The sequence below is a fragment of the Arthrobacter sp. HY1533 genome (assembly GCF_027568515.1).
In the GTDB taxonomy this organism is placed as follows: domain Bacteria; phylum Actinomycetota; class Actinomycetes; order Actinomycetales; family Micrococcaceae; genus Specibacter.
This window is the reverse complement of the sequence record NZ_JANKZF010000004.1, coordinates 12,976-33,305: the sequence shown is the minus strand read 5'-3', so window position 1 is coordinate 33,305 and position 20,330 is coordinate 12,976. Positions and strand designations below refer to the sequence as shown.

Annotated in this window: 13 protein-coding genes and 1 tRNA gene; 10 read left to right on the top strand and 4 right to left on the bottom strand. The window is 66.2% G+C overall.

Annotation, left to right across the window (positions count from 1 at the left end; all coding sequences use genetic code 11):
* Nucleotides 1-3: 3 nt before the first annotated feature.
* On the bottom strand, nucleotides 4-1,341 hold the full coding sequence (locus tag PCK14_RS04565) for a macrolide 2'-phosphotransferase (RefSeq protein ID WP_269937290.1): 1,338 nt from the start codon (nucleotides 1,339-1,341) through the stop codon (nucleotides 4-6).
* A gap of 155 nt (nucleotides 1,342-1,496) precedes the next feature.
* On the opposite strand from PCK14_RS04565, the gene nudC reads away from it, so the two are divergent.
* Together nudC and PCK14_RS04555 are read left to right on the top strand one after the other, a co-directional pair.
* The gene (gene nudC, locus PCK14_RS04560; RefSeq protein WP_269937289.1) at nucleotides 1,497-2,444 is read left to right on the top strand and encodes an NAD(+) diphosphatase; all 948 of its coding nucleotides are present in this window, start codon (nucleotides 1,497-1,499) and stop codon (nucleotides 2,442-2,444) included.
* The gene (locus PCK14_RS04555; RefSeq protein WP_269937288.1) at nucleotides 2,441-4,588 is read left to right on the top strand and encodes an ATP-dependent DNA helicase UvrD2; all 2,148 of its coding nucleotides are present in this window, start codon (nucleotides 2,441-2,443) and stop codon (nucleotides 4,586-4,588) included. Before nudC ends, PCK14_RS04555 begins: the two co-directional genes overlap by 4 nt.
* On the opposite strand, the gene PCK14_RS04550 is transcribed toward PCK14_RS04555, so the two are convergent.
* Nucleotides 4,549-5,643 (bottom strand): ThiF family adenylyltransferase, encoded by a 1,095-nt coding sequence (locus PCK14_RS04550; protein ID WP_269937287.1) that lies wholly within the window; start codon nucleotides 5,641-5,643, stop codon nucleotides 4,549-4,551. The two genes, PCK14_RS04555 and PCK14_RS04550, sit on opposite strands and share 40 nt — an antisense overlap.
* A gap of 169 nt (nucleotides 5,644-5,812) precedes the next feature.
* On the opposite strand from PCK14_RS04550, the gene PCK14_RS04545 reads away from it, so the two are divergent.
* Nucleotides 5,813-6,637 (top strand): M48 family metallopeptidase, encoded by an 825-nt coding sequence (locus PCK14_RS04545; protein WP_269937286.1) that lies wholly within the window; start codon nucleotides 5,813-5,815, stop codon nucleotides 6,635-6,637.
* Between the two features lie 90 nt (nucleotides 6,638-6,727).
* Here the strand turns inward: PCK14_RS04545 and PCK14_RS04540 are convergent, their stop codons facing one another.
* On the bottom strand, nucleotides 6,728-8,164 hold the full coding sequence (locus tag PCK14_RS04540) for a zinc-dependent metalloprotease (protein ID WP_269937285.1): 1,437 nt from the start codon (nucleotides 8,162-8,164) through the stop codon (nucleotides 6,728-6,730).
* Nucleotides 8,165-8,419: 255 nt separating this feature from the next.
* Between PCK14_RS04540 and PCK14_RS04535 the strand changes: the two genes are divergently transcribed.
* The 3 genes from PCK14_RS04535 to PCK14_RS04525 all read left to right on the top strand — a co-directional run bounded on the left by PCK14_RS04535 (nucleotide 8,420) and on the right by PCK14_RS04525 (nucleotide 12,844).
* A complete protein-coding gene (locus PCK14_RS04535; RefSeq protein ID WP_269937284.1) occupies nucleotides 8,420-9,514 on the top strand; it encodes a YlbL family protein in 1,095 nt (364 codons plus the stop codon).
* Nucleotides 9,515-9,614: 100 nt separating this feature from the next.
* Nucleotides 9,615-12,611 carry a UPF0182 family membrane protein gene (locus tag PCK14_RS04530; RefSeq protein ID WP_269937283.1) on the top strand — a complete coding sequence of 999 codons (2,997 nt, stop codon included), beginning with the start codon at nucleotides 9,615-9,617 and terminating at the stop codon, nucleotides 12,609-12,611.
* A 159-nt stretch (nucleotides 12,612-12,770) separates the two neighbouring features.
* A tRNA-Met gene (locus PCK14_RS04525) sits at nucleotides 12,771-12,844 on the top strand.
* A gap of 77 nt (nucleotides 12,845-12,921) precedes the next feature.
* On the opposite strand, the gene PCK14_RS04520 is transcribed toward PCK14_RS04525, so the two are convergent.
* On the bottom strand, nucleotides 12,922-14,754 hold the full coding sequence (locus PCK14_RS04520) for an SLC13 family permease (RefSeq protein WP_269937282.1): 1,833 nt from the start codon (nucleotides 14,752-14,754) through the stop codon (nucleotides 12,922-12,924).
* 212 nt (nucleotides 14,755-14,966) lie between these two features.
* Between PCK14_RS04520 and PCK14_RS04515 the strand changes: the two genes are divergently transcribed.
* The 4 genes from PCK14_RS04515 (at nucleotide 14,967) to cls (ending at nucleotide 20,269) form a co-directional block, all read left to right on the top strand.
* Nucleotides 14,967-16,649 carry an AbgT family transporter gene (locus PCK14_RS04515; RefSeq protein WP_269937281.1) on the top strand — a complete coding sequence of 561 codons (1,683 nt, stop codon included), beginning with the start codon at nucleotides 14,967-14,969 and terminating at the stop codon, nucleotides 16,647-16,649.
* A gap of 36 nt (nucleotides 16,650-16,685) precedes the next feature.
* A complete protein-coding gene (locus PCK14_RS04510; RefSeq protein WP_269937280.1) occupies nucleotides 16,686-18,176 on the top strand; it encodes a leucyl aminopeptidase in 1,491 nt (496 codons plus the stop codon).
* Nucleotides 18,177-18,321: 145 nt separating this feature from the next.
* On the top strand, nucleotides 18,322-18,699 hold the full coding sequence (locus PCK14_RS04505; RefSeq protein ID WP_269937279.1) for an SHOCT domain-containing protein: 378 nt from the start codon (nucleotides 18,322-18,324) through the stop codon (nucleotides 18,697-18,699).
* 118 nt (nucleotides 18,700-18,817) lie between these two features.
* Nucleotides 18,818-20,269: a cardiolipin synthase gene (cls, locus tag PCK14_RS04500; protein WP_442864661.1), complete on the top strand. Its 1,452-nt coding sequence runs from the start codon at nucleotides 18,818-18,820 to the stop codon at nucleotides 20,267-20,269.
* The last annotated feature ends 61 nt before the right edge of the window (nucleotides 20,270-20,330 follow it).

Below are 20,330 nucleotides of genomic sequence, written 5' to 3'. Positions count from 1 at the left end.
CCGCTACTTCTTGAGCGGGATGACCTTCATGGCCGTGGTGTCAAGGTTCTCGGCGGGAGCCGCGGCTTCCGAACCCGGAGCCGCCGTTGCAGTGCCGGAGGCGTCGGTGCTGTCGGTGGTGTTCGCCGTGATGATGGGCATGGCCCCGGTCGGCGCGTCACCGGCTGTTTCGGGTGCCTCGCCGTCCGACGGAGCATCGTCCGCTGGCGCATCGCCGGTGTCCGCGCTGCCGGAGGCGGCGCTGCCTGCGGAGGCGGCGGCAGCCTCGTCGTCGTCCGTTGCCGTCCCGCCGGGGACTGCCGTGGCCTCGGGCGGCACCGTCCCGAGCCTGGAAACGGATGGCTTGGTTGACGCGGGCTCCTGTGTCGCAGCGGCAGGCGCCGCCGGTTCCGCGGCCTTGGCGGTGAGGGGCTCCACGCTGATGGGCTGGCCGCCGTGCTCGGCAATGTCGGCCTCGAGGGTCTTGAGCATGGCTTCGGCGTCCTCCACCATGCGTGCGCTGTCGGCGGCGTAGCCCTTCACGAGCCACTGGGCCAGCGCGAACTCGGCGCTGAGCGCGGCACGCCGGAGCAGGTGCGGGTCGGGGGTTTCGTTGCGGGCGGCCGCATAGGCCTGCATGACCGTGTCCACGAAATCGGGGTCGTTGACGGCCACCAGCCAGGCGAAGTCGTCGGCGGGGTCTCCCACGCGCAGCTCCGTCCAGCCAATCACGGCCGAGACAGCGTCGCCGTCGAGCAGGATGTTGTCCTCGTGCAGGTCGCCGTGGACCACGCAGGCGTTGAAACGCCACAGCGCAACGTCTTCCATGGCGTGCTCCCAGCGGCGCAGCAGTGCGGGCGGGATCTTGCCCGTGGTGGCCGACTGGTCCAGCTCGTTGAGACGGCGCTGGCGGAATTCATTGGCCGTGTAGCTGGGAAGGTCGTAGTTGGTGACGAGTTCCTGCGGGAGGTCGTGGATTGCGGCAATGGCCGCACCAATTTCCAGGGCCAGCGCGGCGGTGCCGGAAGACAGGGTCTCCACGGTCTCGGCCTTGCCGGCAATGTGCGAGTAGACAAAGGTGATGAGCTCGCCCTGGCGCACGGTGCCGGCCACGGTGGGCAGCAGGAAGGGCAGTTCGGCCCGGATGGCGGGGGAGAAGGCGCGCAGCACCTGGCGCTCTGTTTCCAGCCGCGTGCTGGCCTCTGCATGGCGGGGGGAGCGCACGCGCCAGCGCCGGTTTTCGGAGTCAACCAGCAGGGCGGAGCTGAAATCGGCTGCATCATCGGGTTCGGGGCCGAAGGCCGTGACGTTGAGTCCGGGCACGGCGGCGCTGGCAATTGCGGCCAATTCGATTGCAGTCATTCGTCTCACACCTCTTACGTTAGATCGCCAACGGGCCAAGGGCCCGCCGTTGCGGCGGCGAGTCGCGATAAGACATCACACAAGGCACCCCCACTTGTCCACAATCACGCCGCCGTCGAATGTAAATATTTGCCCCCGATGCGTACGGTAGAAACATGAGCAAATCCACCCCTTCCCCCGAAACTGTGCTGGACCGCCAGTGCGAGCAGCGCAGCGAACCCGGGTTCATGGAAGCGGTGCTGGAGTCACCGGCCCACCGCGTGATGGTTTTTCACCGCGGACAGGTCCTCATGGACGGCACGGGACCGGCCTACCTTGACCCCGCAGGCCTTCCCGGAGCCATGGTCCCCGGCACCTCAGTGGTGTATTTGGGCAAGGTGGCCCCGGGACAGGAGGACCGACTGCCGGTGGGCACCGACCTTGTGCTCCACGCACTCCCGCACGACGCCGGCGACCTCGCCTGGGTGCCCGGGGGCGGCCGCTTTGCGGCATACCGCGACGTCGCGGCCGAATTCACCGGCCTGGACGTCCACGCCTTTGTGGAGGCCCTTGCCGTGGCCAACTGGCATGCAACCCACCGGCACTGCCCGCGCTGCGGAACCGCCACTGAGGCGGATTGGTCAGGCTGGATGCGCCGCTGCCCGCAGGACGGCTCGGAACATTTCCCGCGCACGGACCCGGCCGTCATTGTGGCAATCGTGGGGGCCGACGGGCGCATCCTGCTCGCCAACAACCGCCAGTGGGAATCCAACAGGTATTCCACAGTGGCCGGCTTTGTCGAGGCCGGTGAAAGCGCCGAACAGGCCGCCGTGCGTGAAATTGCCGAGGAAGTGGGCGTCCACCTGCACTCGCTGCAATACATTTCCTCACAGGCATGGCCGTTCCCGCGGTCCCTCATGCTCGGCTACATCGGCCACACACTGGACACCGTGGCCGTGCCGGACAACGTGGAGGTGGTTGGCGCGCGCTGGTTCGGCAGGGAGGAACTGCAGGCGGCCGTGCTCAGCGGCGAGGCGTCAATCTCCCACCGGCTCTCCATTGCCCGGACGCTCATTGAGCACTGGCATGGCGGACCCATCGCGGAACCAGGTGACTTGGCATGAGTTTCGACCCTGGGCAGACCGGGCTGCCCGTCATGGACAGCCGCACCGCCGAGGAACGGATCCTCTCCGGCCTCGATGAGGAACAGCGCATGGTGGCCACCACGCTCAACGGCCCGCTCTGCGTCCTGGCCGGCGCAGGCACGGGCAAGACCCGCGCCATCACGCACAGGATCGCCTACGGCGTGCACACCGGCGTGTACAACCCGAACCGCCTGCTGGCCGTGACGTTCACGGCCCGCGCCGCCGCCGAAATGCGCACCAGGCTGCGCGACTTGGGCGTTGGCACGGTGCAGGCCCGCACCTTCCACGCCGCGGCGCTGCGCCAGCTGCAGTACTTCTGGCCGCACGCCGTCGGCGGCCAGCTGCCCGGGCTCCTGGAACACAAGGCCCAGGTCATTGGCGAGGCAGCCCGGCGCCTGCGGCTGCCCACGGACAGGGCGGCCATCCGCGACCTCGCCGCCGAAATTGAGTGGGCCAAGGTCTCCATGCTCACCCCCGAGACATACGTGCTCAAGGCGACGGACCGCGGCGAGCCCGGCGGCCTGGACAAGCTGGCCGTGGGCCGGCTGTTCCAGGGCTACGAGGACGTCAAGGCGGACAGGAACCTCATCGACTTCGAGGACGTCCTGCTGATCACTGTGGGCATCCTGCAGGAAGACCCCCGCGTTGCGGCAACCGTGCGGGAACAGTACCGGCACTTTGTGGTGGACGAGTACCAGGATGTTTCCCCGCTCCAGCAGCGCATGCTTGATTTGTGGCTGGGCGGGCGCGACGAGCTGTGCGTGGTTGGCGACGCCAGCCAGACCATTTACTCGTTCACCGGTGCAACGCCGCGGCACCTGCTCGATTTCCCCAAGCACTACCCGGGGGCCAGCGTGGTGAAGCTGGTGCGCGACTACCGCTCCACGCCCCAGGTGGTTGGCCTGGCCAACTCCCTGCTGGGGAACCGGCGCAGCGGCGGCATGGCGGCCGATGCCCTCTGGTCCAAACCCCTGGAGCTCGTGGCCCAGCGCCCCGCCGGCCCGGCGGCCGAATTCCTGGAGTGCAGCGACGACGAGGCGGAGTCCGCCGCCGTCGCCGCAAGGATCAAGGCACTCATCGCCAACGGCACCAAGGCCAGCGAAATTGCCGTGCTGTTCCGCACCAACGGCCAGTCGGAAGCCTACGAGCAGGCCCTCACGGCGGCCGGCGTGGGCTACCAGCTGCGCGGCGGCGAGCGGTTCTTTGCCCGCAAGGAGGTCCGCGACGCCATGCTGCAGCTGCGCGCGGCATCCCGTGCGGCCGAGGACGAGCCGCTGGGCCAGCTGGTCCGCGACGTGCTGGGCAACCTCGGCTACCAGGCCGAGGCGCCCAAGACCGGTGGCGCAGTCCGGGAGCGCTGGGAATCGCTGTCCGCGATCGTGGCGCTTGCCGACGAGCTGTTCATTTCCCGCAGCACACCTGAGCACATCTTCACCCTGGCCGACTTTGTGGCCGAGCTGCAGGACCGGGCCTCTGCCCAGCACGCACCCACTGTCCAGGGCGTCACCCTGGCCTCGCTGCACTCCGCCAAGGGCCTGGAGTGGGACGCCGTGTTCCTGGTTGGCCTGAGCGAGGGCCTCATGCCCATCTCCTTCGCCGACACCCCGGAAACCGTGGACGAGGAACGCCGCCTGCTGTACGTGGGCATCACCCGTGCCCGGGAATTCCTGAACTTTTCCTGGTCGACGGCGCGCACCCCGGGCGGGCGGGCCAACCGCAAGCCCTCGCGCTTCCTTGACGGCCTCCGTCCCTCCTCCGTGGGCGGCGCACCCACAGGTGCCCGCCTGGCCGGGCCGCGCAAGTCGCGCAAGACCACCGGCCCCTCGGTGTGCCGGGTGTGCGGGAAGATCCTGAACACGGGGGCCGAACGCAAGGTGGGGCGCTGCGCCGACTGCCCGCCCGGCTACGACGAGGCCGTCTTTGAGCAGCTGCGCCAGTGGCGGCTGACCGAGTCCACTTCCGCGTCCGTGCCTGCCTTTGTGGTGTTCACAGACGCAACCCTGATGGCCATTGCCGAGGCGGCCCCGCAGGACATGGACGCCCTGGCTGCCCTGCCGGGCGTGGGCCCGTCCAAGCTGGAACGCTACGGCGAGGCGGTGCTGGGGATCGTGGCCACCGGCTGATTCTGCCATTGGCAGCCGCATTCCGGATGGGCGGCGTATTCCTGCCGTGTCCACACGCCGTTGCCCGTGTGGAAGGTGAGCACCGCGGACCATGAACCGGGCTGGTTGACGCCGTCCAGGAACAGCAGTGCGTGCGTGGCCGCCGTCCCTGCGAGGGCGGTGGCCAGTGACACGTTTTCCAGCAGCTCGTGCCGGGGCAGGAACCCGCTCGACGGGGCTGCCGCGGCCGACAGCTGGCCGCACAGTTCCAGCCATTGGGGGTCGTGGGCGCTGCGGTTGCGTTCCACGCACTCGGCACAGGCTGTTTCGCCCGGAACCACGAGGGGGCCGACGGTGCCGTCCTGCTCCCGCAGCAGTGCGAACAAGTGCGGCTTCTCGGCGGCCAGGAAGCGTGCCGCGGTCCGGGACGTGACGGCGTCGTGGCCCACCACCACGGCAAGGTCAAGGCAGCTGGTGCCCGGACCGCCGGCCCCGCCGTCATGCACCACATGCGCCTGGCAGCCGGCGTCGATCCGCTGCACATGCCGGCGCACGGAGAGCGACCTGGCCAGGCCGATGTCCACGCTGCGGTGCGAACCGGCGCAGACGTCGCTGGCCGTGACGGGGGAGTCGTCCTCCAGCAGCAGGGTGCCCACGCCGGCGGAGCACAGCAGCGCGGCAAGCGCCGCCCCTGTCCGCCCCAGCCCCACGATCTGCACCACGCTGCGCGCGCGGCGCTCCATGAGATCCAGGCACGGGCCCTGGTACAGGCCAAGCATGGCCGAACGCTCGGGCAACAGCCATTGGGCCCGGTAGCCCCGGGCGGCCAGCTCGGCGTCGCTGAACAGCAGTCCGGAGAGCATGCCGCAAATTTCCTGGGCCCGCAGCGACTCGACTCCCAATGCGGTGGCTTGCTCCAGCACCCGGCCGTCGGGGATGCCGGCCCGCAGCGCCTCAACAAAGGAAATCTCGGTTTTCTGCAGACCGGCCAGGATGAGTCCGCCCGCACCCAGCCCGATCTGCACGCTCTGGGCGCTTCGCCGCACCATGCGAAGGCCCGGGTTGATGGTGGTCATGTCCGCCTCCTGAAGGACTGCCCGGAAGTGGGGATGTCCCTTCCTGCCGGATGCTTCCGATCATGGCACTTGTGCCGCCACAGCGTGCGGAGTTTTCCACAGCTGGACCTTGTCCACAATCTGCCCGCTCGGGCCGCTGCCTGCCTGCGAATCGTTGTACCGTCGAAGGATGGCAGATCCACAAGCACCGAAATCACGGCTGGCGGGCGGGGCCGGCGCAGCAGGCAATCGCGCCCGTTTGGGCACCGTGGCGGCCGGCCGGGCGGCAGCCCCGCGCCGCCGCCAAGATCCACGCCACAGCCCGCTCGGCAAGGGCACGCCGGGACCGCTGGGCGATTCCCTGTCCGTGCACACGCTCAGCAACGGCGGGCCCGTGGTGGTCCGGCGGACGGCCCGGCGCAAAACCGGGCTCGCCGCCTTCTGGGAAGACGGGCAGGCGGTCATCGCCGTGCCGGCCCGGCTGAGCCTGGAGGACGAGACCTACTGGGTGCCGCGCATGGTGTCCCGGCTGGAGCAGGGCGCGCAAAGGCTGCCCGGAGGGCGGCGCGGCCCGGCCGGCGACGAGGCGCTGATGCGGCGCAGCCTGGCACTGTCGGCCCGGTACCTGGGCGGGCGCGCCGAGCCGGAGTCGGTGCGGTGGGTGAGCAACCAAAGCAGCCGGTGGGGCTCGGCAACACCGGCCCGGAAATCCATCCGCATTTCCCACCATGTCCAGGGCATGCCCGACTGGGTCATTGACTATGTGCTGCTGCATGAGCTGGCGCACCTCATCCACCCCAACCACAGCGCCGATTTTTGGCAGGAGTTGGCCGGCTACCCGCGGCTGGAGGCGGCCCGGGCCTTCCTTGACGGGGCCTCCTTTGCCTCGGCCCGCAACATCACGGGCATGGAGCGCAGCATGGACAGCGACGGCCGGGAGGAACACGGCCCCGGCGGGGAAGGCCAGGACTGGGACATCGGGCTGGGCCGGGAAAGTGCCGGACTGCAGGAATAGCTGCCAGGGTTAAGTGCAATGGGCCGCCCGGCCTGGCAGCGGTGGAATTCCTCCGTGCCTGGCCGGGCGGCCCGTTGCGTGCGGCCGTGGCTACTTGTCCGTGGTCGGCCCCTCGGGGCTGCCATCGCCGGGCTCGCCGGCACCGGCATCGGCGTCGCCGTCCGCCTCGCCACTTTCGGTCCCGCCGTCGAAGCTGTCGAAGCCGCCCTCGAGGAGCTTGGCCAGGGCGGCGTCAACGTCCGATTCCGAGGCGTCGGCGGCGCTGCGGCGGGCGCTGAAGCCTGCCGCGTCGTCGAGGTCGGCGGAGGTGGGCAGGAGGTCCGGGTGGTCCCAGATGGCGTCGCGTCCGGCAATGCCGCGCTGCTCCTTCAGGGATGCCCACAGGGCCGAGGCCTCGCGAAGCCTGCGCGGACGCAGCTCCAGGCCCACGAGCGAGCCAAAGGCGTGCTCCGCCGGGCCTCCCGTGGCCCGGCGGCGGCGGATGGTTTCGCGGATTGCCGCGGCGGCGGGCAGGTTGGCGGCGGCCGCAAAGCTGACCTCGTCAACCCAGCCCTCCACGAGTGCCAGGGCCGTTTCCAGCTTGGCCAGGGCGGCGTCCTGTTCGGGGGTGCGTGCGGGCATGAACACGCCCTCGGACAGGGCGGCCTGCAGGCCCTCCGGGTTGGAGGGGTCAAGGTTCTGGGCCAGGTCCTCGATGCGGGACATGTCGATGTGGATGCCGCGTGCGTAGGACTCAATGGCCCCCAGCAGGTGGCCGCGCAGCCACGGAACCTGCACAAACAGCCGGGCATGGGCTGCCTCACGCAGGGCCAGGTACAGCAGGATTTCCTGCTCGGGGACCTCAAGGCCCTCGCCGAAGGCCTTGACGTTGGCCGGCAGCAGTGCCATTTGCAGGTCGGCCAGCGGGATGCCGATGTCGGTGGACCCCATCACTTCCTTGGCCAGGGCGCCCACTGCCGCCCCCAGCTGCAGCCCGAACAGGGCCCCGCCCATGTTCTGCATCATGGAGGCGGCACCGCCCATAGCGGACTTCATTTCCTCGGGAAGCTGCTCGTTCATGGCCGTGGAAATGGCAAAGGCAATGCTGTTGGCCACCGGTTCGGTGAGACGCTGCCAGGTGCCCAGGGTTTCCTCGACCCACTCGGCACGCGACCAGGCGCGGCCCATGATGGCCGTGGCGGCAAGCTCGGTGAAGGGGTCCAGCCACATCTCGGCAAGGCGCAGGGCCTCGTCCACCTCACGCTGCTGGTTCGGCGTGACCGAGGGGTCCCCGCCGGCGGCAGCCTTGCGGGCGGCATCGCGGGCCATGTCCCAGTTGACGGGGGTGTCGGAGGAACCGCTCATCATGGCCTGGACCTGGGAGAACATTTGCGCCAGCACGTTGGGGTCCGAGGGCAGCCCGGCAGCCTTGGCCAGCTCGGCAGGGTCAAAGCCTTCCATGCCCTGGCCGCCCAAAAGGTTGGCGAGCATTTCCTGAAGCGGATCCTTCGGGGTGTCGTCGTCGTTGTTGGCTGGTGTGGAAGACATGATGGCCCGTTCGTTGGCGTGGACGCTGAATATCTTTTACGTTACCGCCGCCGCTGTGCCTTGTCGCCCCGTCGGAGGGCACTGTTCGCTACAGGCAAAGGGTTTTCGGCGCGGCCGTGCCAGCCCGCAGGATTCCCCGGCGGTTCCCAGCTGCGGCACAAGCACAGCACATCTGGACACAGTAAGGTGGGGTGTCGGCGCCACGTGTTTTGCAGGCGCCGGCGAGGTCCGGCACAGCGGGGAAAGGTCACATCTTTGAGCCAGGAGAACAACCACGGGGCAGGCATGCCAGTTCCCGTCCGCGACCGCAGAATGCCCATGATGGTGGTGTCCGGCGTGCTGGCCGTGGTGCTGGCCGTGGCCGCCCTGACAATCCCCGTCCCGTACGTGGTGGAATCGCCCGGCCCCGCCATCAACACGATCGGGAAGGTCAACGACCACCCCGTCATCACCGTCACCGGCCATGAAAGTTTCCCCGCCACCTCCGGCAGCCTGGACCTCACCACAGTGCACCTGACAGGCGGCCTGCCGGACAGCCAGCTCAGCTTCTTCGACGCGTTCCGTTCCTGGCTGACGCCCTCGGACAGCATCTACCCGGCGGAGCTCATCTACGCCCCCGGCGTCAGCCAGGAAACCGTCAACAGCGAAAACTCGGCCGCCATGACCGGCTCGCAGGAAAATGCCACCGCCGCCGCCCTGACCGCACTGGGCATCGACTTTGAATCAAAGCTGGCCGTGGCGTCCATTCCCGACGACGGAGCTTCTGCCGGCATTCTCAAGCCCGACGACGTCCTGCTCACCATCGGCGGCAAGCCGGTCAAGGACCTGGACACCATCCAGGCCGTCCTGGCCGGCGGCAAGGGCGCACCCGTGGACATCGAGGTCCGGCGCGGCGGGGTGAACAAGACAGTGTCCGTGACCCCCAGGCTGGGCGATGAGGGCAAGTACCTGCTCGGCATTTCCCTGCAAAACACGTTCACGTTCCCCTTCAGCGTTGAAATCTCGCTGGAGAACATTGGCGGACCCAGCGCCGGGATGATCTTCGCCCTGGGCATCATGGACAACCTGACCCCGGGGGAGCTGACCGGCGGCAAGCACTTCGCCGGAACCGGCACCATTGACCCCGCCGGAAACGTGGGGGCCATTGGCGGCATTGCCCAGAAGATGGTGGGCGCGCGCAGCAACGGCGCCGACTACTTCCTGGCCCCGGCCGCCAACTGCCAGGACGTGGTGGGCCACGTCCCCGACGGGCTGCAGGTCATCAAGGTGGCCACGCTCAAGGAAGCGTACGACGCCGTGTCCCTCGTGGGATCCGGCAAGGACGGCTCGGCCCTTCCCACCTGCAAGTAACAATTGAGCAACACAAGGAACTTTGCCTGCCGACCGTTCGTGGCAGCAGTATAGAAGCAACCGGCATCATCCGTGCACCAGTTGAATAAAGAGGTAGAGAGTGACATCCCGACCATCCCCGTCGCCGAGCAGGCCCGTGCGGCCCAAGAAACGCAGCGCGCTGCTGCCCACCATCATTGTGGTGGCGGCCCTGGTGGTTGCGTTGCTCATCTTCTCCGGGACCTACACCGACTTCCTGTGGTTCAACCAGCTCGGCTTCACCGGGGTGTTCTGGACGGAGAAGGTCGCCAAGCTGCTGATCTTCCTGGCAGCCTTCCTGGTCATGGCCCTGGCCGTGTACTTCTCCATTCGCGCCGCCTACAAGGCCCGGCCCGTCTACGCCCCTGACAGCGCCCGCGAGGACAACCTCAACCGCTACCAGCTGCAGCTGGAACCGGTGCGCCGCGTCGTCATGATTGGCGTCCCCGTGGTCTTCGGCCTGTTTGCCGGCACAGCCGCCATGGCCCAGTGGGACAAGGTCATGCTGTTCCTGTACCGGGAGCCCTTCGGGTCCACCGACCCCCAGTTCGGCCTGGACATCAGCTTCTACACCAACACCCTGCCGTTCCTTGGCTTCGTGGTGGGCATGCTCATCAGCGCCACAGTGATTGCCTTCATCGCCGGGCTCCTCACCCACTACCTCTACGGTGCCATCCGCCTGACCGAGCGGGGCATCTTCACCTCCCGCCAGGCGCAGATCCACATCGCCATCATGGCCGGGGTGTTCCTGCTGCTGCTGGGCGCCAACTTCTGGCTGGGCCGCTTCGCCACGCTGCAGGACAACGGAGGCTACCGTGCCGGCGCCATGTTCACCGATGTGAACGCCGTCATTCCCACCAAGGCCATCCTGGCCGCTGCCGCGCTCATCGTGGCCATCCTGTTCATCGTTGCCGCCTTCATCGGCAAGTGGAAGCTGCCCCTCATCGGCACCGGCATGCTGGTTGTCACCGCCATTGTGGCCGGCGGCATCTACCCCTGGGCCGTTCAGGAGTGGCAGGTCAAGCCCTCTGAGGGCAACGTGGAGCTGCCCTACATTGAGCGCAACATCAACATGACCCGCGACGCCTACGGCCTTTCCAACATGGAAGTCACCCCGTACAACGCCACCACCACGGCCGAAGCCGGCGCCCTGCGCCAGGATGCCGACACTGCGGCCAACATCCGCCTTCTGGACCCGAACCTGATCTCCTCGACGTTCGCACAGCTGGAACAGTTCCGTCCGTACTACAAGTTCCCCAAGACTCTGAACGTGGACCGCTACACGATCGACGGCAAGGTCCAGGATGCCGTCATTGCGGTGCGCGAACTGAACCCCGAGGGCATCAACCCGAACCAGCAGAGCTGGTACAACCAGCACCTGGTCTACACGCACGGCTATGGTGTGGTGGCTGCCTACGGCAACAAGGTCACCGCCGACGGCAAGCCCGAGTTCATGCAGTCAGGGGTGCCCTCAACCGGTGTGCTGGGCACCGATACCAGCTACCAGCCGCGCATTTACTTTGGCCAGTCAACCACTGACTACTCCATCGTGGGTGCGCCCGAGGGGACCGACCCCATCGAGCTGGACCGCCCGCAGGGCAGCTCCACCACCAGCGGAGACGACGATCCTGCCTCCGAGGCGCTGACAACCTTTACCGGCGATGCAGGCCCCAACCTGGGCAACTGGTTCAACCGCGTCATGTACGCGCTGAAGTTCCAGTCCACCGACCTTCTGCTGACCAACGGCGTCAACGAAAAGTCGCAGATCCTCTACGACCGCACCCCTGCCGAGCGCGTGGCCAAGGTTGCCCCGTACCTGACACTCGACGGGAACCCGTACCCGGCCATCGTTGACGGCAAGGTCAAGTGGATTGTGGACGGCTACACCACGAGCTCCTACTACCCGTACTCACAGCAGCAGCAGCTGCAGGAGGCCACCACCGACTCCCTGACGGCAAATGGTGGCGCCGGCGCATTGCCCAACACCTCCGTGAACTACATCCGCAACTCGGTCAAGGCCACAGTGGATGCCTACGACGGCTCAGTGGACTTGTACGCCTGGGACGCCGAGGACCCCATCCTGAAGTCATGGCAGAAGGTGTTCCCCACAACGGTGAAGCCGTTCACGGAAATGTCCGGTGACCTCATGGCCCACGTGCGCTACCCGGAAGACCTGTTCAAGGTCCAGCGTGAACTCCTGGGCCGCTACCACGTCACGAATCCCACCAACTTCTTCAAGAACACCCTGGCCTGGAGCGTCCCGGACGATCCCACCACCAAGGCCGTGGACAAGCAGCCGCCGTACTACCTGTCACTGAAAATGCCGGGCAAGGACAAGACGGCATTCTCGCTGACCACCGACTTCATCCCCCAGGAAGTCCAGAACACGGACTCGCGCAACATCCTGTACGGCTTCATGGCCGCCAACGGCGACGCCGGCAACGTCAAGGGCGTCAAGAGCCCCGACTACGGCAAGCTGCAATTGCTCGAGCTGCCCGACGCCACCCAAGTTCCCGGCCCGGGACAGGTGCAGAACACGTTCCAGTCGAACACTTCAGTTTCGGAGCAGCTGAACGTGCTCAAGCTGGGCCAGTCCGACGTCATCAACGGCAACCTGCTGACGCTGCCCATGGGCGGCGGCATGCTCTACGTCCAGCCTGTCTACGTCAAGTCCACGGGATCAACGTCCTACCCCACGCTGCAGAAGGTCCTGGTGGCCTTTGGCAACAAGATTGGCTATGCAGACACGCTGAACGAGGCCCTGGACGCACTGTTCGGCGGCGACTCCGGCGCAGCAGCCGGTGATGCGGGAGTGGACAAGGGCCAGGGGAGCGGTGGAAGTTCCACGGACGGAAGCAAGCCTCCGGCCGCCAGCAGCAACCCCGCCCTGACCAAGGCCCTGAATGACGCCAACAAGGCCCTGCAGGACGGCCAGGCCGCCCTGGCCAAGGGTGACTTCGCCGCCTATGGCGATGCACAGAAGGCCCTGGAAGCCGCCCTCAAGGCCGCCCTCGCCGCCGAAGGGGCCACCGCAACGCCGGCCCCGACGGCAACGCCGACGCCGAGCGCGCAACCCTAGCGCCGCCGTCGTGCCTTCCACAGGCTGAGATGAGGGGTCCGGTCGCCACACGGCGGCCGGGCCCCGCTTTGCTTTGTGGGACAGGCTGGCACAGGAGATGAACGTCACGTGCCCACAGTTTGGCTTGCGGGCCAACGGGCGGTAGTGTAATAAACACATCGCGGGGTGGAGCAGTTCGGTAGCTCGCCGGGCTCATAACCCGGAGGTCACAGGTTCAAATCCTGTCCCCGCAACTCCAAAGAAAACCCCCGGCCCCACAGGCCGGGGGTTTTCTGCATGCCCGGGCACGGTGCCGCCGCGGCTAGAGCGTCTACAGCGGCCAGATTGCCGGCACCAGGAACACCGCCACCAGCAGGTACAGGGCCATGATGGCGGCGCCGAATTTCCAGTAGTCGCCGAACCTGTAGCCGGCCGGTCGCATGATCATCATGTTGGCCGGGGTGGCAATGGGCGTCAGCAGTGCCGCTGCGGACGCCACGCTGACGCACATCAGCACGGTGATGGGGGACAGGCCCGCCTCCGCCGCCACGGACAGTGCGATGGGGATGATGATCAGGGCTGTTGCGGTGTTGCTGATGAGCTGGCCCAGCACGGCCGTGACAAGGAAGATGCCGACCAGCAGCAGGTAGGGGCTCCCTCCTCCGGTCAGGGTGACAATGCCGTCGGCCAGCATCTTGGCCGTGCCGGTCTTGGTGATGGCGGCCGACAGCGGGATCATACCGGCGACCAGGATCAAGGTCTGCCAGGCCATGGAGCGGTGGGCCTGGCCCACGGTCACCACCCGGCACAGCACCATGGCCATGGCGGCAAGGAGTGCCGCGACCGACGCCGGCACAAGGTTCGTGGTCATCAGCACCACCATGGCGGCCAGGATGGCCAGTGCGGGAACAGCCCCCGGTCCCAGTGGCACCGTCTGCCGGCGGATGGCGTCGGGGGAGTCCACCAGCAGCACATTGGCATCCAGTGTGTGCTTGTCCAGCGCAGCCCAGCTGCCCTGCAGCAGCAGCGAGTCGCCGGCCTTGACGCGGGCGCCACGGCCGGCACGCTTCGGGTTCTGTGCCGCATCGACGGTCCCGCCGGCGCGTTGGTGGGCAAGCACCACCAGGGAGCCGCTTTCGGTGATCATGCCGGGGTAGGCGTCCGTGCCGATGAGGTTCGACCTGGGGGCAACAAGAACCTCTGCCACGCCAAAGGATTTGCTGACGAGCCCGCAGGCAACGCCGCCGTCCCTCCCGGCCTCCACCTCCAGGCCGTTTTCCCCGGCAAACTCCGCGATGGCCGCCGAAGTCCCCCGGACCACCAGGAAGTTCCCCGGCTCCAGGGTCTCGGCCGGCATCGGCCGCCCCGCCTCATCCTGGACAGTGAGCAGGTGGACCTCTCCGCTCGTGTCCGGAAGAACCCCGGCAAGGGGGCGGCCGGCCTGGGGGCTGCCCAGGGGCACCAGCAGCCGGGCAAGCTCATGCTCGCCGGGCCAGTAGTGGCCCAGGATCACTGCGGGGTGGCTACTAAGGTCCTTGGGTGATTCCTCGGGGGTGCGGCGGGGCAACAGCCGCGGACCCAGCCAGATGGCGAGCAGCACTGTTCCGGCCAGCAGGGGCAGGCCCACCAGGGCAAATTCAAAGAAGCCAATGCCGTTGCCCGTGGCATCGATTGCCGCTTCGAGGATGAGGATGTTCACAGGAGAACCCGTCAACACCAGAAGCGACCCCGCGTGGGCGGCAAAGGCCATGGGCATGAGCAGCTGCCCGGGTTCACGGCCCAGCCGCACGGCCAGGACCACCACCATGGGAAGCAGGGCAGCCACGGCGCCGTTGACGCTGATGACGGCGGTCAACAGTGCCGTAAACAGCATGATCAGGACCAGAAGCCTGGGCCGGCTGCTGCCGGCAAACCTGACCAGCAGCCCGCCCATCCACGTGGTGATTCCTGCGGCGTCGATGGCTTCGGCCACCACAAACAATGCGGCGATCAGCACCACCGTTTGGGAGCCAAAACCTGAGAATGCATCATCAATTCCGATGATTCCGGTGGCAAAAAGTGCCAGCGAAACACCAATTGCCACAATTTCAACGGGCAATTTATTCCACACGAATATGACAACCGCGATTGTCAGAATTGCAAGCATGATTGCTATTTGACTCATAGGCCCACAGTAGTGAACGTGGACGTGTGCGCCAACCAAAGCCACCAAAGAACGGCGCGGGTTCACAATTGTCCGGCGGCCTGCGCGCTATTCCTGCAATTGGGGCAATACTTGTATTTGATGGGCTGCCAATTTACTGTTGGGCCATTAGATCTGCACCGGCCAACCGACACAGGCAAGGCTGCCACGCTTCAAAAAGTTGAGGAGTCTCGATGTCAGCAACTACGCCCAGTGGAGCGGCGAAACCAAAGGCCGGAGGCAAGGGAGCCGAGCAGGAATCGAGCAAGTTCCTCAATTCAATTGAGCGGCTGGGCAACAAGATTCCCAACCCCACCATCATGTTCGTCTACCTGATAGCTTTCATTGCCGTTCTCTCGGCGTTGCTGTCGTGGGCCAACGTCAAGGTCACCGAAGAAGTCATGACCCCGGTTCCGGTGGAACAGCTCCAGCACCTCAATGACGCACTCGGCGGAACCCTTGTCCCCTTCGACACCGCCACCGGCCAAGCGGTAACCCTGCCGGATTACACGGTGTCGATGCAGACATTTGAGGTTAAAAGCCTGCTCTCCGGAGATGGACTACAGGTGTTCTTTTCTTCCTTCGTTGACAACTTCGCTGGCTTCAGTGTGGTGGCCGTGGTCCTGATCGCCATGGGTGGTGTTGGCGTTTCGGAGCATGCCGGCCTCATGGCGGCGCTGATCCGCAAGATCGTGAAGGTGGCCCCGCGTTGGTCCCTGGCCTTCATTCTGATCTTTGTTGGCGTAATCTCCTCCGTGGCCTCCGACGCCGGTTACCTGATCCTGATTCCACTCTCCGCGGCTGCGTTTCTTTCGGTGGGCAGGCATCCGCTGGCCGGCATGGCTGCGGCCTTTGCCGGTGTTGGTGCCATCTTCGGCGTCAACGTCCTGATCACGCCCACCGACTCAATGATGACCGAGATTACCAATGAGGCGCTGGGCAACATTGGTGCGGCCCCGCTGGCAGTCACCGCGAACTTCTACTTCGGCATTGTTTGCTCAATTCTGCTGACACTGGTTGCAGTCCTTGTCACCGTCAAGATTGTTGAACCCCGGCTGGGCAAGTACGAACTGGCCGACCCCCTCGCCGCCAACTCCGAGGAAACTGTCGACGAGGCAGCTGAGGCCCGCGGCCTGCGCTTCGCCTTGTGGGCCTTCCTGGCGGTCGTGGTGGGCGTTCTTGCCATATCCCTGCCGCCGGGGGCACCCCTGCGCGACACGGCGACAGGTGAATTGATCGGGGCCACGCCGTTCATGGCCAGCCTGATCTTCATCATTTCCCTGGCGTTTCTCATTTGCGGCATCTTCTATGGGCTGGGGGCCAAGACGCTTCGCGGCGGCAATGAGGTGGTGGGTGCCATCACCAAGACGTTCGCCAGCCTCGGCGGGCTGCTGGTGATGTTCCTGATGATCTCCCAGTTCATCGCCCTGTTCAATTGGACCAACCTTCCCACCGTTGCTGCCGTGGAGGCTGCGCACCTGCTGGAGCGGGCCAGCATCCCGGCGGTGCTGCTGCTGATCGCCTTCATCGTGGTGATCTTTGTGCTGGACATCATCCTGCCGGGACTGGTGCCCAAATGGGCCATCTTCGCCCCAATCTTCCTGCCCATCTTCGCCTCGCTCGATGTGGCCCCGCAAACCCTGTTGGCGGCATACCGCGTGGGTGATTCACCCATGAACGTGCTGACACCGCTGATGGTCTACATGCCCTTCATCGTCACTGTGGCCCAGCGCTACAAGAAGGACGCAGGGATCGGCACCGTCATCGCCCTGATGATTCCGTACACCATGTGGCTGCTGATCGCATGGACAGTGATCTTTGCGGCCTGGTTCCTGCTCGGCATCCCCTGGGGGCCCGGCGCACCCGTAAACATGTAATCCGATGACCAACAGCTTTGAGAAAGGCCCCCAGCCATGAGCGCCACCAGTGTCATTCCCTCCCGCGAGGCTCCGTTTGTTGTTCGCGCCGTCCCGGAGGGACCCGTTGACGTCGACGCCGTTGCCGTACTTGTCCCGTTGGACGCCCCCGTGCCCGGAATGCTGGGGCTCGACGAATCAGAGCTCGCCAAGGCCGGGTTCGCGGCGAAGGTTGGCTCGGCGCTCCTGGTTCCTGGCGGCTCCGCGCCCATGGTTGCCGTGGGAATCGGCGCCATGGGCAGCCTTGACGCCGCAGGCGTGCGTGACGCCGCCGCGGCCTTCGCCTCCGCAGTGCGAAACAGCGGGCGGCTGGCCGTCCACCTGCCGCAGTTGCCCGGCCTGGACCTGGGTGTTGCCGCGGCGGCGTTCGTTGAAGGTGTCCTGCTGGCGCGCTACCACTTTGACCTGCGCACCACCCCGGCGGTGAGCGCCAGGGTCCAGGAACTGGTCTTTGTGACAACTGCGGCCGAAGTGCCTGCCGTGCAGGCCGGCGCCAAGCGCGGAAGCATCACCGCCGGTGCAACGCTGCTGGCCCGGGACCTGGCCACCTGCCCGGCAGGAATGCTCACCGCCACGCGCATGGCCGAAACCGCAGTGGCCCTTGGCGCGGAAACGGGGCTAGAGGTTGAGGTGTTCGACAAGGCACAGCTGCAGGACCTTGGCTGCGGGGGCATTCTGGGCGTCAACCAGGGCTCGGTGGAGCCGCCGCGCATGGTGGTGCTGCGCTACCGGCCCAGCGGCACCCCCACCGGCCATCTTGGCCTGGTGGGCAAGGGCATCATGTACGACTCCGGTGGAATCAGCCTCAAGCCGGGGGACCTGTCCCACTCGCAGATGAAGAACGACATGACCGGTGCGGCCACCGTCCTCGCCGCCATGAGCACGCTGGCCGAACTTGGCTGCCAGGCGGAAGTCACCGGCTACCTGATGTGCACCGACAACATGCCCTCGGGTTCAGCCATGCAGCTTGGCGACGTCCTGGTCACCCGTGGCGGCAAGACAGTGGAGGTGCTCAACACAGACGCCGAGGGGCGACTGGTGATGATGGATGCCCTGGTGCTGGCGGTGGAAGCGGGAGTTGACGCGGTTGTGGACATAGCCACCCTGACGGGAGCCTGCCTGCGGACGTTCGGAACCGAAATTGCCGGGGTCATGGGCAACAATGAGGACATTTTGTCCCAGGTCGAATCAGCGGCGGCCAGCACAGATGAACAAGTATGGCGGCTGCCGCTGCCGCCCGGCCTGCGCTCCGACCTTGATTCCGACATTGCCGACATGAAAAACATTGGCGGCGTGAATGCCGGATCAATCACGGCCGGATTGTTCCTGCAGGAATTTGTGGATGGAACTCCCTGGGCCCACATAGACATTGCCGGCACAGCACAGGCACCGGCCACCACCAGGTGGATTCCGCGAGGACCCACGGCCTTTGGTGCGCGCCTCTTGATTGAGCTGGCCACCAATTTCAAAAACCCCGCGGTGCAGTGACGTAGGCATTCGGGCAACAAGTGAATCATTCATGCCGGTCCGCCATTGCGGGCTGCTATTCTGGCGGAACAGCCAACAGGCTGCAATGAAATATATCCCGCCGGAAACACCACGTCCCGGCGGGGCAAACATGTGGGGATAATCAATGCAGTTCTTAGAAGTATTCTGGTCCATAACCATCGCGTTCTTTTTCCTGGCTTACTTGATTCTGCTCTTCCAAATCGTTGCCGATATTTTCCGCGACGATTCCCTCTCCGGCTGGGTCAAGGCCCTGTGGATATTCGTCCTGCTGGTGGCGCCGTACATTTCGGCCCTCGTCTACCTGATTGTCCGGGGCGGCGGCATGGCCCGGCGCAACCACGAGGCCGCTGCCGCCGCGCAGCAGCACACCGAGGAGTACCTGCGGCGCGTGGCCGGCACCCAGAGCCCCGCGGACCAGATCGCGGCAGCCAAGTCACTGCTTGATGCGGGCACCATCACGGATGCCGAATACGCGCAGCTGAAGGCAAAGGCCCTCGCCTGAGCAAGCAGGCCTGGCACTAAACGGTAGGATCAGCGAAGGCGGTGCGGACTCCATGCGAGCCCGCACCGCCTTTGACATTTTGTAGCGGGCAACTCGAGCAGCAAGGGGACAGCTTTTGATTGATCCGGAGACCTGGGCGTGGATCTTCCTTGCCGGGCACGTCATCCTCGGTGCCTTCGCCGTGGCCTACATTTCGGCCCGGCGCCGCCCGGCCACGGCCATCGCCTGGATGCTCACCATCATCTTTGTCCCCTATGTGGGGCTCGTGGCGTTCATGCTGGTGGGCTTCTCCCGGCTGCCCAAGGCCCGGCGGGACAAGCAAAAGCATGTCAATGAGCTGATCCTGGAACGCACCGAGGGCTTTGACCAGCTCAGCCACCGGGACGAGTGGCCGCAGGGCCTGCCGGGCCTGGTGACCCTCAACAGCGCCCTCGGTGCGCTGCCCATGGTGGGAGGCAACGACGTCGAACTTCTCCCGGACTACCACGGCTCCATTGCGGCCATGGCGGAGCAGATTGACCGGGCGCAGCACTACGTCCACGTGGAGTTCTACATCCTGGTGCACGACGACGCCACACGGCCCTTCTTCGATGCGCTGGCGCGCGCCGTGGCCAGGGGAGTGACGGTGCGGGTGCTCAGCGACCACCTGGCCTCCCTGATGAACCCGGGGCGCAAGGAAACGCTGGCCAGGCTGGCGGAGATGGGCGCCGAGTACCACGCGATGCTGCCGCTGCGGCCCTGGGAGGGGCATTGGCAGCGGATTGACCTGCGCAACCACCGCAAGCTGCTGGTGGTGGACGGCCTGGTGGGCTTCACCGGCTCGCAAAACCTGGTGCACGAGAGCTACAACAAGAAGAAGAACATTGCGCGCGGGCTGCGCTGGCACGAGCTCATGATGCGCATCCACGGGCCCGCCGTGCGCGAACTCGATGCCGTCTTCGTCACGGACTGGTTCAGCGAGAGCGACGAACTGCTGGTGCTGGACACCTCGCCCGTGGTGCTGGACCCGGCGCCGCACCGCGTCGACGCGCAGGTGGTGCCCAGCGGGCCCAGCTTTGAAAATGACAACAACTTGAAGCTCTTCGTTGCCATGATCCACCAGGCCAACGAGCGTGTCAGCATCACGAGTCCCTACTTTGTGCCCGAGGATTCGGTCCTGCTGGCCATGATCACTGCGGCCGGCCGGGGATTGTCCGTGGAGCTGTTCGTGTCGGAGATTGGCGACCAGGCGCTGGTTTACCACGCCCAGCGGTCCTACTACGAGGCCCTGCTGCGGGCCGGGGTGAAGATCTACCTGTACCGCGCGCCCGAGGTGCTGCACGCGAAGCACTTCAGCATCGACTCCGAGGTGGCGGTGATTGGCTCCTCCAACATGGATGTGCGGTCGTTCTCGCTGAACATGGAGATTTCGGTGCTGATCCACAGCCGCGAATTTGTCCAGGAGCTGCGGGGGATCGAGGACGGCTACCGGGCCAACAGCCGCGAGCTGGACCTGGCAGACTGGGTCAAGCGCCCGGCCATGGAGAAGTTCTGGGACAGCGCGGCCAGGCTGACCTCCAACCTCCAATAGCCCCCGCCACCTCCCTTCTGACGCGGCATCACTTGATGTCGCCTTTTGGCGAACGCCGCAT